This is a genomic window from Avibacterium gallinarum, from assembly GCF_002921135.1.
In the GTDB taxonomy this organism is placed as follows: Bacteria; Pseudomonadota; Gammaproteobacteria; order Enterobacterales; family Pasteurellaceae; genus Avibacterium; species Avibacterium gallinarum.
The window spans coordinates 61,409-77,384 of sequence record NZ_PQVJ01000001.1; the positions used below are offsets into that span (position 1 = coordinate 61,409).

15 protein-coding genes are annotated in these 15,976 nt (G+C 41.3%); 6 read left to right on the top strand and 9 right to left on the bottom strand.

Annotation, left to right across the window (positions count from 1 at the left end; translation table 11 throughout):
• Positions 1-77: 77 nt before the first annotated feature.
• Positions 78-701 carry an L-threonylcarbamoyladenylate synthase gene (locus C3007_RS00365; RefSeq protein WP_103852547.1) on the bottom strand — a complete coding sequence of 208 codons (624 nt, stop codon included), beginning with the start codon at positions 699-701 and terminating at the stop codon, positions 78-80.
• Between the two features lie 146 nt (positions 702-847).
• Between C3007_RS00365 and C3007_RS00370 the strand changes: the two genes are divergently transcribed.
• Together C3007_RS00370 and C3007_RS00375 are read left to right on the top strand one after the other, a co-directional pair.
• Entirely contained in the window at positions 848-1,228 is a 381-nt protein-coding gene (locus C3007_RS00370) for a type II toxin-antitoxin system RelE/ParE family toxin (RefSeq protein WP_103852548.1), read from the top strand.
• On the top strand, positions 1,225-1,527 hold the full coding sequence (locus C3007_RS00375) for a helix-turn-helix domain-containing protein (RefSeq protein WP_103852549.1): 303 nt from the start codon (positions 1,225-1,227) through the stop codon (positions 1,525-1,527). Before C3007_RS00370 ends, C3007_RS00375 begins: the two co-directional genes overlap by 4 nt.
• Before the next feature lie 50 nt (positions 1,528-1,577).
• Here the strand turns inward: C3007_RS00375 and rsmI are convergent, their stop codons facing one another.
• Positions 1,578-2,420, bottom strand: a complete 843-nt coding sequence (gene rsmI, locus C3007_RS00380) for a 16S rRNA (cytidine(1402)-2'-O)-methyltransferase (RefSeq protein WP_103852550.1) — start codon at positions 2,418-2,420, stop codon at positions 1,578-1,580.
• Positions 2,421-2,495: 75 nt separating this feature from the next.
• Here rsmI and C3007_RS00385 point away from each other — a divergent pair, with 75 nt between their 5' ends.
• Genes C3007_RS00385 through dolP form a run of 4 tightly spaced genes read left to right on the top strand, consistent with a single transcriptional unit; the run spans position 2,496 to position 5,817 of the window.
• The gene (locus tag C3007_RS00385) at positions 2,496-4,220 is read left to right on the top strand and encodes a penicillin-binding protein activator (protein ID WP_103852551.1); all 1,725 of its coding nucleotides are present in this window, start codon (positions 2,496-2,498) and stop codon (positions 4,218-4,220) included.
• A 1-nt stretch (position 4,221) separates the two neighbouring features.
• Positions 4,222-4,584, top strand: a complete 363-nt coding sequence (locus tag C3007_RS00390; protein ID WP_103852552.1) for a YraN family protein — start codon at positions 4,222-4,224, stop codon at positions 4,582-4,584.
• 15 nt (positions 4,585-4,599) lie between these two features.
• Positions 4,600-5,184, top strand: coding sequence for a D-sedoheptulose-7-phosphate isomerase (locus tag C3007_RS00395; protein ID WP_103852553.1), 585 nt, complete (start codon positions 4,600-4,602; stop codon positions 5,182-5,184).
• Positions 5,185-5,223: 39 nt separating this feature from the next.
• The gene (gene dolP / locus C3007_RS00400) at positions 5,224-5,817 is read left to right on the top strand and encodes a division/outer membrane stress-associated lipid-binding lipoprotein (RefSeq protein WP_103852554.1); all 594 of its coding nucleotides are present in this window, start codon (positions 5,224-5,226) and stop codon (positions 5,815-5,817) included.
• An 89-nt stretch (positions 5,818-5,906) separates the two neighbouring features.
• On the opposite strand, the gene oppF is transcribed toward dolP, so the two are convergent.
• The 7 genes from oppF to uvrD all read right to left on the bottom strand — a co-directional run bounded on the left by oppF (position 5,907) and on the right by uvrD (position 15,954).
• On the bottom strand, positions 5,907-6,884 hold the full coding sequence (oppF, locus tag C3007_RS00405; protein WP_103852555.1) for a murein tripeptide/oligopeptide ABC transporter ATP binding protein OppF: 978 nt from the start codon (positions 6,882-6,884) through the stop codon (positions 5,907-5,909).
• A gap of 1 nt (position 6,885) precedes the next feature.
• Positions 6,886-7,875, bottom strand: coding sequence for an ABC transporter ATP-binding protein (gene oppD / locus C3007_RS00410; protein WP_103852556.1), 990 nt, complete (start codon positions 7,873-7,875; stop codon positions 6,886-6,888).
• A gap of 9 nt (positions 7,876-7,884) precedes the next feature.
• Positions 7,885-8,796, bottom strand: a complete 912-nt coding sequence (gene oppC, locus C3007_RS00415) for an oligopeptide ABC transporter permease OppC (RefSeq protein WP_103852557.1) — start codon at positions 8,794-8,796, stop codon at positions 7,885-7,887.
• Between the two features lie 13 nt (positions 8,797-8,809).
• On the bottom strand, positions 8,810-9,730 hold the full coding sequence (gene oppB / locus C3007_RS00420) for an oligopeptide ABC transporter permease OppB (RefSeq protein WP_103852558.1): 921 nt from the start codon (positions 9,728-9,730) through the stop codon (positions 8,810-8,812).
• Between the two features lie 78 nt (positions 9,731-9,808).
• Entirely contained in the window at positions 9,809-11,449 is a 1,641-nt protein-coding gene (locus C3007_RS00425) for an ABC transporter substrate-binding protein (RefSeq protein WP_103852559.1), read from the bottom strand.
• A gap of 248 nt (positions 11,450-11,697) precedes the next feature.
• Complete coding sequence (ggt, locus tag C3007_RS00430; RefSeq protein ID WP_103852560.1) at positions 11,698-13,458, bottom strand: gamma-glutamyltransferase; 1,761 nt, start codon at positions 13,456-13,458, stop codon at positions 11,698-11,700.
• A gap of 309 nt (positions 13,459-13,767) precedes the next feature.
• The gene (gene uvrD / locus C3007_RS00435) at positions 13,768-15,954 is read right to left on the bottom strand and encodes a DNA helicase II (RefSeq protein ID WP_103852561.1); all 2,187 of its coding nucleotides are present in this window, start codon (positions 15,952-15,954) and stop codon (positions 13,768-13,770) included.
• Positions 15,955-15,976 lie beyond the last annotated feature (22 nt).

A 15,976-nucleotide genomic window follows, 5' to 3' on the forward strand; every position in this document is an offset into this window, starting at 1 on the left:
GGCATTGCGTTGTGAATAAGATGTTGTTTTCATATTTCCTCTTGTCGCTTTCCCAAGCGTCTAACAGTTTGAAAAGATTAAATAAATGGCGTGGTTGAACCGCTACCCTCGCGTAAAATCACTGGCGTGTTGTCGGTTAAATCCACCACAGTTGTTCGTTCTTGCCCTAAATAGCCACCGTTAATAATTAAATCCACTTGATGTTCTAAACGATCGCGAATTTCTTCTGGATCAGATTGCGTAATAAATTCTTCCCCCGGCAACATCAAAGAGCAAGATAAAATCGGCTCACCTAAGGCATTTAGTAAAGCGAGTGCGATTTGATTATCTGGCACGCGCAAGCCAATCGTTTTGCGTTTTGATGTCATCAAACGGCGTGGCACTTCTTTGGTGGCAGTGAGAATAAAGGTGTAACGCCCCGGTGTGTTATTTTTAATCAGTCGATATGCCATATTATTCACCGTGGCATAGGTTGAAAGTTCTGATAAATCGCTACACACAAGGGTGAAATTATGATTTTCTGGTAGTTGGCGAATTTGCACAATGCGCTCCATTGCGTGCTTATCGCCGAGCATACAACCCAAGGCATAACCTGAATCCGTTGGGTAAACAATCACCCCACCTTGTTTCAAAATATCCACCGCTTGATTAATCAAACGCGGCTGCGGATTTTCTGGATGTATATAAAAAAATTGGCTCATAACCTTTATCCTGTCATCATTAACTTGGGCATTATACCGAAATTCCCCGTTGATTATAGGGTTAGGGGAAAATAAATTTACTTTTCGCTGTTGCCCCGATGCTATCCCTTTGTTACTATAACGCTAAAGATGACAGGAAGTTTTTAATGCGAATATTCAAGACAAAAGCATTTCACAAATTTGCTCTAAAGCACGCCATCAGCGATGCGTTGTTAGTTGAAGCCATCTTGCGGGTGGAACAAGGATTAATTGATGCCGATCTTGGCAGTAATATTATCAAACAACGCATAGCAAGAGCGGGACAAGGGAGAAGTGGTGGTTTTCGATCGTTTATTTTCTACCGAATTAATGAAAATCACTATTTTGTTGCAGGGATTAGCAAAAATACACAAGACAACATTTCAGCACAAGAATTAGTTGCCTTGAAAGCATTGCAAAAAGAATACGCTGAGTTAATGCCAGAACAAATTGAGGCGCAAATAAAAAATGGCGCCTTCATTGAAATATTATGGGAGAGAAAAAAATGAGTGAACTACTTGCAATGATCCACGAAAATGCTTCGGATCTATACGAGGCAGGATTAATGGATAAAAAAACAATGAAAAAATTTGATGAACTCTGTTTAACGCCTGTTTCACCTTTCACCCCTGAAGAAATCAAAGCCATTCGTGAAAAAGAACAGGTTTCTCAAACTGTTTTTGCCCATTATCTCAATGTGAGCAAAAATATGATTTCAGAATGGGAAAGAGGGGTGAAAAAACCCAGTGGTGCGGCACTTAAATTGTTGAATTTAGTACAACGCCGCGGTATTGAAATTCTCGCTTAACTCAAAAACGCTTTATCGAAAGATAAAGCGTTTTCTTTTTACGATAAAACTTACAAATTCTCCAACCCAAACTGATACAACGCATTTTTCTTATAGCCATAAAGCTCTGCGACAATTGCGGCGGCTTTTTTGAGCGGGAGTTCTTTGGCGATAAGGGTTAGGGCTTTGACGGCCTCGGGGGAAAAGCTTTCTTCTTCACTGCTCACATTGCCTTCTACAATCAGTACCATTTCGCCTTTGCTGCGGTTTGGATCTTCGCTCACCCATTGGCGTAATGCGCCAACTTCATCACAGTGAATAGTTTCCCAAGTTTTGCTCAGCTCGCGTGCTAGCACCACATAACGCTCAGCGCCGAATACCTTTTCCATATCCGCAAGGCAATCTGAAATGCGGTGGGTGGATTCATAGAAAATTAAAGTGCGGTCTTCTTTTGCGAGATTTTCCAATTTATCGCAACGGGCTTTGGATTTGGCGGGCAGAAAGCCTTCAAAGCAAAAACGATCAGATGCAATACCTGAGGCGCAAAGCCCTGCTATTGCGGCACAAGCGCCCGGAATTGGCACAATTTTAATGCCAGCTTGGCGACATTTTCTCACCAGATGAAAGCCCGGATCGCTAATCAGTGGCGTACCAGCATCGGAAACTAAGGCGATCGTTGTTCCTTGCAATAGTTTTTCGCACAGAATATCGGCTTTTTGTTGCTCATTATGATCGTGCAAGGCAAAAAAAGGCTTTTTAATGCCGTAATGACTCAGTAATAAACCACTATGGCGCGTATCTTCTGCGGCGACTAAATCCACTTGTTCCAACACTTGTAATGCGCGTTGGCTGATGTCTTGCAAATTGCCAATGGGCGTTGCCACGATATATAAAATTCCAGTTAAATTGTCCATTTTTACTTCTTTTATTTGATTTTAATTATTGAGATAAGTAAGATCCCCGAGATTGTTTTCAACAACGGAGTAATTATGACTATTCTATTACAACGCATTAATTTAAAAAATCGATTAATGCCTTTTTTATTTGCATTGGTCTTGGCGGGCTGTACTAATTTATTAGGTAACAGCTTTACAAATGTGCTGAAAAACGATGCAAATGCCAGTTCGGAATATTACATCAATCAAATTCAACGTACACAAAATCTTGAAGATCAACAAACCTATAAATTGCTTGCTGCGCGTGTGTTAGTGCGTGAGAATAAAATTCCGCAAGCGCAAGCAATGTTAGCAGAATTAAATGATCTAAATGAAGAACAGCTGCTTGATAAAGCTATCATTGAGGCGCATATCGCTGCTGTGAAAGGCAATAATAAAGCCGCTGACACACGCTTAAAAGCGATCGATCTTGCTTTATTAAGCCCTTCGCAAAAAGCACGTTACTATGAAGTGGTTGCGCGCGTAGCAAAAAATCGTAATCAAATTATGAATGCCGTAAAAGCACGTATTCAGATTGATTCCTTATTAACCGACACGCAAAGAAAACAAGAAAATAATGACCGCACTTGGGCATTATTACGCAATGCAAACCGTGGTTTAATCAACAACACATCGGCGGAAGGCAGTGCTGCTTTAGGTGGCTGGTTAGCATTAACTAAAGCCTACAACGATAACTTAAATCACCCAGCTCAATTAAGCCAAGCCTTACAAAGCTGGAAAGCGGCTTATCCAAGACATAGCGCCAGTTATCTTTTCCCAACGGAATTACAAGGGCTATTTAACTTCCAACAAACGCAGTTAAACCAAGTTGCCCTACTTCTACCATTAAGTGGTGATGCGCAGATCATTGGTAGCACCATTAAGCGTGGTTTTGATGATGCAAGAGGCGGTTCAGACATTCAAGTGAAAGTGTTTGATACCCTTGCTACGCCAGTGGAAAGCATCATTGAGAAAGCGAAACTTGAAGGAATTAGTACCGTTGTGGGTCCATTATTAAAGCAAAATGTGGATAAATTGACTAACCGCCCTGATTTATTACAAGGGCTAAATGTACTTACCTTAAACTCAACAGCAAATTCTCGTGCTATTGGTCAGCTTTGCTATTACGGCTTAGCCCCTGAAGATGAAGCAGAATCTGCGGCAAATCGTATTTGGGATCAAGGTATTCAAAATCCATTTATTATTGTGCCGCAAAGCGATCTCGGTCGCCGCACCGCTTCTGCATTTAACACTCGCTGGCAGCAGCTTTCAGGTACAGACGCCAATATCAAATTCTACAATAATGCTGATGACATCACTTACACGCTACAATCAGGCTTAAACCAAAATATTCAAGCCTTATATATTGTGGCAACAAACAATCAGCTTAGTGATATTAAAATGGCGATTGATAACAGCAATATTAACTTGAAATTATTTGCAAGTTCACGCAGCAATTCATCAAATAATACGCCTGAATATCGCTTATTAATGAATGGCTTAGAATTTAGCGATATTCCATTCTTTAAAGATGTAGATTCTGCACAATACAAAAAAGTCGCAGGCTTTACCAATGGGGATTATTCCTTAATGCGTTTATATGCAATGGGCGCAGATGCGTGGTTATTGATCAATCAATTCAATGAGTTACGCCAAGTTCCTGGCTTCAATATTAACGGTTTAACTGGTAAATTAAGCGCTGGTCCGAATTGCAATATCGAACGTGATATGACGTGGTATCAATACCAAAATGCGTCAGTGGAAGTATTAAGCAATTAATATGTTTAAATCCAAACGTCAGCAAGGGGCGAGCTTTGAGCAACAAGCTCGCCTTTTTTTGCAATCTAAAGGGCTAAAATTTATTGCCGCCAACCAGCATTTTAAATGTGGTGAACTGGATTTAATTATGCAAGATGGCGAAACTATTGTTTTTGTTGAAGTGCGGCAAAGAAAAAATGATTTTTTTGGTTCTGCCGTGGAAAGTGTAGATTGGCAAAAACAGCAAAAATGGCTAGATGCCGCCAATATGTGGCTGGCAAAACAAGATTGCAGCCTAGAAGATACCGATTGCCGTTTTGACTTAGTAGCATTTGGTAATACAATACAAGACTTACAGTGGATTCCTAATTTTCTTGATGAATAAGCCTGATAAATCACAATGTTAGATAAAATAAAAGATCTTTACAGCGAAAGCATACAAACCCAGATTTCTGCTTCGAGCTTATTGCCTAATGCCATTTTTCAAGCGGTACAAAACATTGTCGCCTGCCTATTGCGTGGCAATAAAATTATCGTCTGTGGGCAAGGACGATCTTACGCCAATGCGCAGTTTCTGGTGGCGAATTTACTCAATCGCTATGAGCTAGAAAGACCGAGCTTTCCTTCCGTGTTATTAAGCTTGGATAACGCCATTGGATCAGCAATTATTGCCGATCGCCCCAAGCAACAATTCTACCAACGCCAATTCAACGCAGTGGCACAACAAGGAGATCTGCTGGTGGTATTTTCCCCTTTTGGCAATGAAGAAATGGTGCTAGAAACGATTAATTCCGCACTAAATAAAGAAATTAGTGTCATAGCATTAACAGGCGCGAATAATGATCATATTCAAGGCTTTCTCACCGAACAGGATTTGGAAATCACTGCCCCAACGGTAAAAGAAAGCCGTATTTTGGAACATCACCTATTTATTATTAATACGATTTGTGAGTTAATTGATCATTCTCTTTTTTCTCATTCATAGATCTCAACCCTTTATAGATAATCAAAAGGAGTACAACTAATGAAAACAAGGAATTTAAAAAAATTAGCCCTTATCCTCGGCACTGCATTTGTTCTACAAGGCTGTGTTAGCGCCACAGTGGCAGGCATTGTTGGGGCAACAGCCGTTGCAACCAAAGTCGCCACCGATCCAAGAACAGTGGGAACACAGGTTGATGACGAAACCCTTGAAGAAAAAGTTTTACACGCCATTAATAAAGATCAACAACTGGATAGCGAAGCTCGAATCAATGTGGTTTCATATAGCGGAAGAATCTTACTTATCGGGCAAGTACCAAATGAAAGTTTAAAAGAAATTGCCACAGGGCTTGCGAAAGGTGTCGATAACGTTTCCGAAGTTTATAACGAACTACGTGTCGGCTCACCAATCTCCCTTGGGCAAATCAGCAAAGACAGTTGGATCACAACACAAATTAAATCCAAGCTCTTCGTTAATTCAGGAGTGAAATCAACAGATGTAAAAGTGATCACCGAAAATGGTGAAGTGTTCCTAATGGGCAACCTCACCCAACAACAAGCCGATGCCGCAGCAGAAGTCGCCCGTAATGTTTCAGGCGTGATAAAAGTGGTGAAAGTGTTTAAATACTTGAATTAATCTAATAATAAGTGCGGTGCTTTTTTGTAATATTTTCTTAAAATAAAAAATATCTAAAAAAAGCACCGCACTTTATTTTTAACTTTTGCTCAAACCTTAAAACAAGCCACTAAATGCTGTTCATTTCCTTCCAAGCGTGGTTTGCTGAGTGTACATTCTGTGTCTGCAATGGGACAACGAGTACGGAACACGCAGCCTGATGGCGGATTGATTGGCGATGGGAGATCCCCTTCTAGTAGCTGAATTTTTTTACCGCGTTCCAAATCAGGATCAGGAATTGGCACGGCCGACATCAGGGCTTTGGTGTAAGGGTGTTTGGTTTCGTGGTATACCTTATCATAAGTGCCAAGCTCTACCGCATTGCCCAAATACATCACCAAAACGCGATCAGAAATATGTTTCACCACCGCTAAATCGTGTGCGATGAAAATTAGCGATAATCCCATTTCTTTCTGCAATGATTTAAGCAAGTTTACCACCTGCGCTTGAATGGATACATCAAGAGCTGAAACAGGTTCATCACAAATGATCAGTTTGGGTTCAATGATCAACGCACGCGCAATGCCGATACGTTGGCATTGTCCGCCTGAAAATTCGTGCGGATAGCGGTTGATCAAATTTGGCAATAAGCCCACTTTTAGCATCATTGCTTGCACACGATCTTTGACTTCTTGTGCCGATAAATGGGGAAAATAAATTTTCAGTGGTTCAGCAATAATATTTCCAATGGTCATTCGCGGATTGAGTGATGCCAAGGGATCTTGGAAAATCATTTGAATATCTTTGCGTGTGTCGTGCCACTGCTTTTCTGATTGCTGACTGAGATCTTTACCTAACCATAAAATATTGCCGCTAGCGGATTTCACTAAGCCAATAATGGAACGGGCAAGGGTGGATTTTCCGCAGCCAGACTCCCCTACCACGCCCAAGGTTTCTCCCTCATATAATTTAAAGGAAACGTGGTTTACTGCGTGCAAGGTTTGTTTTTTCTTAAATAAAAAACCTTCGTTGCTTTGCACTTTGAAATGTACGCTCAGATCTTCAACTTCTAATAATAATTTTTTCATCTTAATTCCCCCTTACCAGCTGGCTTGGCTCAATAAAACAAGCACGCAAGCGGTTTGGTGAAAATTCCTCCAATGGCGGGCTGTTTTGGCATTGTTCCGTTGCAAATTGACAACGTGGGCTAAACGGACAGCCTGTTGGCAAATGCAATAAATTAGGTGGATTGCCGGGAATGGTTAAAAGTTTATCTTCTTCAGAATCCAAACGTGGCACGGCGTTGATCAACCCAATGGAATAAGGGTGAGTTGGCTGATAGAAAATATCTTTCGCTGAGCCATATTCCATCGTTCTTCCCGCATACATCACCAGCACCTGATCGCAGCTACCAGCCACCACGCCAAGATCGTGCGTAATCATAATAATTGCTGTATTAAACTCGTGTTTTAACTCATTTAATAGGGTCATAATCTGCGCTTGAACGGTTACGTCTAAGGCTGTGGTTGGTTCATCAGCAATCAATAATTTTGGACGACATAATAATGCCATTGCAATCATTACACGCTGACGCATACCGCCAGAAAATTCGTGCGGATACATTGCCATTCGCTTGCGTGCTTCGGGCATTTTCACCGCATCTAACATTTTCACGGATTCTTCAAAGGCCTGTTTGTAATCATAGCCTTTATGTAGCACCAGCACTTCCGTGAGCTGTTCACCAATTTTCATATAAGGATTAAGCGAGGTCATTGGATCTTGGAAAATCATCGCAATTTGCTCCGCTCTTAGGCGGTTTAATTGTGAGGGCGATAAACCTAAAATCTCTTCGCCATTAAAGCGTGCTGATCCTGAAGTTCTGCCGTTATCCGCCAATAATCCCATTAAGGCAAACGCGGTTTGCGATTTGCCTGAGCCTGACTCCCCTACAATGCCTAGGGTTTCCCCTGCGTTGAGGGTAAAAGTTAAATTATTCACCGCAGTAACCTCGCCGTCAGGCGTTTTAAAGGTTACTCTTAAATCTTGAACATCAAGGAGAGGGTGTTTTTCGTTTTTCATTTTCTCACCTTATCGATCTTTCGGATCAAGCGCATCACGCAAGCCATCACCAATAAAATTAAAACAAAATAGGGTTACCACAAGGAACAATGCGGGGAAAATAAGTAACCACGGTGTGGCTTCCATTGATTTTGCGCCATCATTTAATAAAGCGCCCCAGCTACTAAGTGGCTCTTGTGTACCTAATCCTAAGAAACTTAAAAAAGACTCAAACAAGATCATTCCCGGCACAAGCAAAGAAGCATAAACCACCACAACACCTAGCACGTTCGGCACAATGTGTCGCCATACAATTTGACGTGGCGAAACGCCACAAACAATGGCTGCTTCAATAAATTCTTTACGCTTAAGACTTAGGGTTTGACCACGCACGATACGCGCCATATCTAGCCAAGACACCATTCCGATTGCCACGAAAATAAGCAAAATGTTTTGCCCAAAGAACGTGACTAATAGGATCACAAAGAACATAAACGGGAAAGAATATAAGATCTCTAAAATACGCATTAAAATCGCATCGGTTTTGCCGCCCACATAGCCTGCGGTTGCGCCATAAAGCGTGCCAACTAAAACGGCGATAAACGCCCCTGCGATCCCAACTAATAAGGAAATACGTCCACCAATGGCAAGACGAACCAGAAGATCTCGCCCTAAGCCGTCTGTGCCTAAATAGTGCATTGATTCAAAATCTGGCGGTGAAGACATCATTGCCCAATCTGTATCATCATAGCTAAAGGGCATCAACATTGGTGCAAAGGTTACAAACAGCAAAATGAGAAACAACACGAAAAGGCTCACCACCGCCGCTTTATTGCGGAAAAAACGGCGTCTGGCATCTTGCCATAAACTACGCCCTTCGACTTTGTCTAATTGCTCCCCCAATTTTTCCATTAGTGCTTGATTTTCTTTTGTTTTTATCATTGTCTGCACTCCATTAATAACGAATTTTCGGGTCAATCACGGCATAAAGAATATCTACAATGGCATTGAACACAATGGTTAATGTGCCAACCAAAATAGTTAAACTTAGCACTAAGGAATAATCACGATTTAGCGCACCATTCACGAAAAGCTGCCCAATTCCTGGTAACACGAAAATACTTTCAATCACCATAGAGCCAGTAATAATTCCCACAAAAGCAGGCCCCATATAAGAAATGACAGGCAATAGCGCAGGGCGTAACGCGTGTTTCAAAATAATTCGCGACATTGGCAGCCCTTTTGCTTTCGCCGTGCGAATAAAATTAGAATGTAAGACTTCGATCATTGAGCTACGCATAATCCGCGCAATGCTAGCAATATAAGAAAGGGAAAGGGCAATCATTGGTAAAATCATATTGGTTAGCTGCCCGCCTTCCCAACCGCCTGATGGCAGCCATTTTAAGGTAATAGAAAAAATCAGCACCAACAACGGGGCGACCACAAAACTGGGGACAACAATTCCCGTCATCGCAAAGGTCATTATCAAATAATCTAGCCACTTATTTTGTTTCAACGCGGCGATAACGCCTGCGGAAATCCCGCATACTAAAGCAATTAAAAAGGCTGAAAACCCTAATTTTAACGATACAGGGAAAGATTGCGCGACAAGCTGGTTTACGCTGTAATCTTTATATTTGAACGAAGGCCCGAAATCACCATGTGCCAAATCTTTCAAGTAAATGCCATATTGCACCATTAATGGCTCATTCAAATGATATTTTGCTTCAATATTAGCGATGACTTCTGGTGGGTAATTTTTTTCACTGGAAAATGGACTCCCCGGGGCAAGTCGCATCATAAAAAAAGAAACGGTGATTAAAATAAATAAGGTTGGGATCGCCTCTAAAATACGGCGAAAAATTAATTTAAGCATAAAATTATTCCCACAAAAAAAATTTAGAAAAAAACACCCGCACTTTCCTTAAAATGCCAAAAGTGCGGGTAAAAAAGATTAATGTTTAATGATATAAACGTCTTTTAAATAATAGTTTTGTGCTGGGTGTGCATAAGCAAAGCCTTTCACCCAAGGTTTAATTAAACGCGGTTGAACATAGTGATAAACTGGCACCATTGCGGTATCCGCATCTAACAATCCTTCTGCTTTGGCATACACTTCTGCGCGCTCATCATCGCTTTGCGCTTTGAATGAAGAATCAATCAAGGCATCATAAGCTGGATTTTTATAGAATGCAGTGTTGTTCGCACTATTGGATAAATAATAGTTCAAGAATGTGCTAGCTTCATTATAATCCGCACACCAACCTGCACGCGCCACATCAAAGTTGCCTTGATGACGTGTATCTAAGTAGGTTTTCCATTCTTGATTTTCCAAAGTGATATTTACCACGCCTTGTAAATTTTTCTTCCAAATGGACTGCGCAGCACTTGCCAATTTTTTGTGGTTATCAGAGGTGTTATATAACAATTTGAAATTTAACGGGTGAGATTTATCAAAGCCCGCTTCTTTCAACAATTTAAGCGCTTCTTGATTACGCTGATCTTGCGTCCAATTTGCCCACTCAGGGTTAGTCATTTTCTCAGCTCCATTGATAAATGGCGGGGTGAAAATGTAAGCTGGTTTTTGCCCTTGTTGTAACACTTTATCAGTTAAAATTTCACGTTCTAAGGCTAAAGATAAGGCTCTACGCACTTTTGGATTATCAAACGGCGCTTTGGCTGTATTGATTTCGTAAAGATAAGTACAAAGTTGCGGCGCGTGATAAAGCTCATCGCCTAATTCTTTTTTCACTTTGCCATATAATTCAATTGGAATTTCTTTCCCTGTAATATCTTCATCGCCTGCACGATAACGCGCCACATCTGTTGATGAAGATTCAATCGGCAATAACACCACTTTATCCAACACGGTGCGCGCGTTGTCCCAATAATTCGGATTACGCTCTAACACGGCTTTTTCGTTTACCACTGCAGATTTCAGCACAAATGCACCGTTACCTACGAGATTACCTGGTTTCGTCCAGTTATCACCAAATTGCTCTACCACTTTTTTATTTACTGGCGCTAACACATAATGCTCAACCAATTTATCAACATAAGGCACAGATTCGGTTAAATGTAACACTAAAGTATGATCGTCTTTGGCTTCAACACCGAGAGCAGTAACAGGAAGTTTGCCTGCGGTAACTTGATCCGCATTTTTCAATTTCACAAATTCTAAGAAGCTTGCATAAGGCGCTGCCGTTTTCGGATCGGCTAAACGCTGCCACGCATAAACGAAATCACCTGCCACAACAGGATCACCATTTGACCATTTAGCCTCAGGGCGAAGGTGGAATGTCCAGGTTTTAAAATCTGGGCTATGCTCCCAAGAGGTCGCCGCCCCCGGAATAATATGACCTTTCGCATCAGAAGTCACTAAGGTTTCAAACAACTGACGCGCATAATAACCTTCTACATCGCCTTCCATTTTTTGTGGATCAAGGGTGGCAGGGTTAGAATTAATATTCCAAGTTAATTCTTGCTTTTCAGCTAACTGTGTCCCAGCGGGTACCTCAGCCGCCATTGCCGCCCCCACAGAAAGGGATAGCCCTAAAATGGCAGATAAAAGTGTTTTTTTGAATGACGTGTGCATCTTTTCCTCCTAGATTGTTTTTATAAAATGGCTTTCATTAATAAAGGAATTTTCCCAGGTTGTAAATAAGAAATTGCGAAATCATCAGGAATTTTTTCTCTCTTTCCTAATCGCAACAGTTGATTTACAAAAAATAGACAAAAAAGCACCACACTTTTGTTTTAATTGGACTGAATAATGCTACTAATAGTGCATAAAAAAGCTGACTTCATACTGAAATCAGCTTTATCAGTTAAATTGCAAAAGGATTAATATCCCATCGCTGCGCCATCTGGATTACGCGGATCTGAAGCGCCATAAAATCCGCCTTCGGTTACTTGAACAACTTGTTCACGTCCCATTGTCGCTTTTGTCACGACATCGTAACCTTTTTGTTTAAGCAGCTCGATGGTGTCTGGGCTAATACCTTCTTCAATGCGTAGCTGATCAGGTTGCCATTGGTGATGCACACGCGGAACAGTAATCGCTTCAGCAGGATTCATTCCATAATCAATCACATTTGTAATACTTTGTAATACAGTTGTAATAATTCTCGCCCCGCCCGGCGTCCCTGTAACTAACCAAGGCTTATCCTCTTTTAATAGAATAGTTGGCGTCATTGAAGATAATGGACGTTTTCCTGCTTCGATCGCGTTTGCATCGCCACCAATCAAACCAAATGCGTTAGGCACGCCAGGTTTTGCAGAAAAATCGTCCATTTCATTATTTAATAAAATACCTGTTCCTTCCGCCACAATACCTGAGCCAAAATTGAGATTGAGCGTATAAGTTACAGCTACCGCATTTCCATCTTTATCCATAATTGAATAGTGGGTTGTTTGATCACTTTCATAAGGGATTGGATTGCCTTCTTTAATCTCTGTTGCTGGCGTTGATTTTTCTGGATTAATTTTTTTCACTAACTCATCGGCATAAGCCTTTGACGTAATTCCCGCTACTGGCACTTTAACAAAATCGGGATCTCCGAGATAAGTCGCACGATCTGCATAAGCCAATTTCATCGCTTCGGCATAGTGATGAATGGATTTGGCACTATTAAAACCAAATTCTTTCATTGGATAATGCGATAAAATATTCAGCAACTGAACCAAATGTACCCCACCAGAACTTGGCGGTGGCATTGTTACCACTTTATAACCACGATATTCTCCCACAATAGGCTTACGAATTACCGCTTTATAATTTTTCAGATCATCAAGGCTAATTAAACCGCCGTGCTTTTCCATTTCTTGCACAATTTTTTGTGCAATTTCACCCTCATAAAAAGCAGATTTTCCTTCTTTAGCAATAAGGCGTAACGAATTGGCTAAATCTTGCTGAACTAAGTTATCACCAAAGGTAAGTGGCTGATCTTGCTTGAAAAAGATCGCTTTGGTACTTTTCCATTTAGCTAAATTCTCTTTTTCAATTTCTAACGTTGCAGCGAGTGTTGGGCTAATCGCAAAACCTTGCTCGGCTAATTTAATTGCCGGTGCAATCACTTGCTCACGAGATAAAGTTCCCCATTTTTCTAATGCTAACAGTAAACCCGCAACTGTTCCCGGTACACCCACAGCAGAGTGAGTAAATAAAGATTTACCATCTACTAGTTCACCTTTTTCATCTAAATACATATCTCGATGTGCTTTTTGCGGGGCAATTTCTCTAAAATCAATGGTAATATTTTCGCCAGTTTTGGCATCGTGTAGCACCATAAAACCACCACCACCGATATTCCCTGCATTTGGCAAAACTACGGCCAAAGCAAATCCCACAGCAACCGCCGCATCAATGGCATTACCACCTTGACGTAAAATATCCAAGCCAACTTGCGTTGCTAAATGTTGCTCTGTTGCTACCATTCCATTTTTAGCATATACAGGGTGGAAAATGTCCTTGCTCTGATCATAACGTTGAGCCGCTAAGATAGATTGTTGCGTTGCCTCTGCGGAATATGCTGGTAAAGAAACCACAGATAAAGAAAAAGGAATCGCTAACAATGCAGCGATAAGCGATTTACGAAAATGCATAATGTGTTACCTTCCTGATAGTTATAATTTATAAAGATAGTTAGATTGCTGAACAACTTTCTGCTCAACAATCCCAATCAAAAACCAAGCAAATTCTCATCACATAGAAAAATTTCACTCTATTTTTTTGATTGCATCTATTTTTTAACAAAAAGATAACAATCCATCAATCATTTAATAATTATATTTAAGATCAAAATTACATAAAAAAGCACCGCACTTTTGTTTTTACGCATAAGAATCCCCATAAAACAGGGTTCTTATAAAACCAAAGTGCGGTGCTTTTTCGCTTAATTTTTTAATTTAGGTTTAGGAGAGTTTTTCTAACTTCGCTAAGGCGGCAATGAGCCATTTGATGCCTTCGCCTTGGAAAGCGATTTGTAGGCGGGTGTTGTTGTCTTCACCCTCCACGTTAATAATGGTGCCATTACCGAATTTGGCGTGTTTGACTTTTTGTCCCATTCTCCATTCACTATCCTTGCCCGATTTATGCGTATTTAGCGATCCCACGGCTGCGCGGTTATAGGCACGGGTAACCGTACCGCGTAAACGCACTTCTTGAATGCAATCTTCTGGCAGTTCCTCAATAAACCGTGAAGGCAAATGGCGCTCTTCTTTACCATATAAGCGGCGGCTTTCTGCATAGCTAATGGTGAGTTTTCGTTTGGCTCGGGTGATCCCGACATAAGCCAGACGGCGTTCTTCTTCTAAGCGTCCCGGCTCTTCAAAGGAACGGAAACTCGGGAATAATCCCTCTTCCACGCCCACCATAAAAACACGGGCAAACTCTAGCCCTTTGGCAGAATGCAAGGTCATCATTTGCACGCTGGATTGATGTGGTGATGCCTGCTCTTCCCCTGCTTCTAAAGACGCGTGGGTAAGAAATGCCATTAAATCTGTCATTTCTTCGGCGTCTTCAGGCTTGATAAACTCTCGGGTAGCGCTGACTAATTCTTCCAAGTTTTCGATCCGCACTTCGCCTTTCTCGCCTTTTTCTTGCTTATACATTTCATATAAGCCTGAATGTTTGATGACAAAATCCGTCTGCGCAAACAAAGGCATTTCTGCCGTTTCTTGCTGTAAGGAATTAATTAATTCGGTAAAACGCAACAAGGCGGTGGCGGCACGTCCTGCCAGCATATTTTCCTGAATGGCAACTTGAATGGCTTGCCATAAGGTGATTTGTCGCTCACGCGTTAATTGGCGCAGAACATCTAAGGTGCGATCACCAATACCACGCGCAGGCGTGTTAATAACACGTTCAAAGGCGGCATCATCAAAACGATTGGCAATTAAACGTAAATAGGCTAAGGCATCTTTAATTTCTTGTCGTTCAAAGAAGCGTAATCCCCCATAAATGCGATAAGGAATTTGCGCGCGAATCAAGGCTTCTTCTATCACACGCGATTGGCTATTACTACGGTATAAAATGGCGCAATCATCTAGCTTTCCACCATCATCAAGCCAGATTTTGATTTGGTTTGCCACAAACTGCGCTTCGTCAATTTCATTAAATGCGGCATAAATTCCCACAGGATCGCCCTGCTCCCCCTCTGTCCATAAATCTTTGCCAAGACGGTTGCTGTTATTGGCAATCAAATGGTTTGCGCTGTTAAGAATATTGGCCGTAGAGCGATAATTTTGCTCAAGGCGAATGGTTTGTGCATTGTGAAAATCTTCTAAGAAGCGGTGAATGTTTTCTACTTGTGCGCCACGCCAGCCGTAAATAGACTGATCGTCATCACCCACGATCATTATTTTGCCTGTTTCCCCCACCAATAATTTGATCCACGCATATTGAATTTTGTTGGTGTCCTGAAACTCATCGACTAAAATTTGCGAGAAACGCTGCTGATAACGTTGCAAAATCAACGGTTTTTTCAGCCATAATTCATAGGCACGAAGCAATAATTCGGAAAAATCCAACAAGCCTGCGCGATCGCAAGCATCTTGATAAATTTGATAAATTTTGATCCAAGTGCGTTCTTGCATATCCCCTTGATCATCGATTTGATGTGGACGCAAACCTTCTTCTTTTTGGTGGTTGATATACCAGCAGGCTTGCTTTGGTGGATAGGCTTTTTCGTCAATATTGTGCAGTTTAATCAAGCGTTTAACTAAGCGTTGTTGATCATCACTGTCTAAAATTTGGAAATCCTGTGGCAGCCCTGCATCGGCATAATGGGCGCGTAACAAGCGGTGAGCAATGCTGTGAAATGTGCCGATCCACATTCCCATTACACGTTGTGATGAATATTTTGCTAGAGTTTCTTCAATTCGATGGCGCATTTCTGCTGCGGCTTTATTGGTAAAAGTTACCGCCATTATGCTTCCTTCAGAAATTTGCTCCACAGCAATCAGCCAAGCAATGCGAAAAGTCAGCACTCGCGTTTTACCGCTGCCTGCACCCGCTAACACTAAATAATTGCCTAAGGGCGCGGCCACCGCTTCACGTTGTTTATCGTTTAAACCATCAAGTAATTCAGAAATATCCATTACATCACCACTGTTTTTTTAT

Excerpts from the sequence above, each read along its gene's own strand:
- ggt (WP_103852560.1), bottom strand. The coding sequence starts at position 13,458 with ATGCATTTTCGTAAATCGCTTATCGCTGCATTGTTAGCGATTCCTTTT.
- dolP (WP_103852554.1), top strand. The coding sequence starts at position 5,224 with ATGAAAACAAGGAATTTAAAAAAATTAGCCCTTATCCTCGGCACTGCA.
- oppD (WP_103852556.1), bottom strand. The coding sequence starts at position 7,875 with ATGAAAAACGAAAAACACCCTCTCCTTGATGTTCAAGATTTAAGAGTA.
- C3007_RS00365 (WP_103852547.1), bottom strand. The coding sequence starts at position 701 with ATGAGCCAATTTTTTTATATACATCCAGAAAATCCGCAGCCGCGTTTG.
- uvrD (WP_103852561.1), bottom strand. The coding sequence starts at position 15,954 with ATGGATATTTCTGAATTACTTGATGGTTTAAACGATAAACAACGTGAA.
- oppC (WP_103852557.1), bottom strand. The coding sequence starts at position 8,796 with ATGATAAAAACAAAAGAAAATCAAGCACTAATGGAAAAATTGGGGGAG.
- C3007_RS00425 (WP_103852559.1), bottom strand. The coding sequence starts at position 11,449 with ATGCACACGTCATTCAAAAAAACACTTTTATCTGCCATTTTAGGGCTA.
- C3007_RS00375 (WP_103852549.1), top strand. The coding sequence starts at position 1,225 with ATGAGTGAACTACTTGCAATGATCCACGAAAATGCTTCGGATCTATAC.
- oppF (WP_103852555.1), bottom strand. The coding sequence starts at position 6,884 with ATGAAAAAATTATTATTAGAAGTTGAAGATCTGAGCGTACATTTCAAA.
- C3007_RS00395 (WP_103852553.1), top strand. The coding sequence starts at position 4,600 with ATGTTAGATAAAATAAAAGATCTTTACAGCGAAAGCATACAAACCCAG.
- rsmI (WP_103852550.1), bottom strand. The coding sequence starts at position 2,420 with ATGGACAATTTAACTGGAATTTTATATATCGTGGCAACGCCCATTGGC.
- C3007_RS00390 (WP_103852552.1), top strand. The coding sequence starts at position 4,222 with ATGTTTAAATCCAAACGTCAGCAAGGGGCGAGCTTTGAGCAACAAGCT.
- C3007_RS00370 (WP_103852548.1), top strand. The coding sequence starts at position 848 with ATGCGAATATTCAAGACAAAAGCATTTCACAAATTTGCTCTAAAGCAC.
- oppB (WP_103852558.1), bottom strand. The coding sequence starts at position 9,730 with ATGCTTAAATTAATTTTTCGCCGTATTTTAGAGGCGATCCCAACCTTA.
- C3007_RS00385 (WP_103852551.1), top strand. The coding sequence starts at position 2,496 with ATGACTATTCTATTACAACGCATTAATTTAAAAAATCGATTAATGCCT.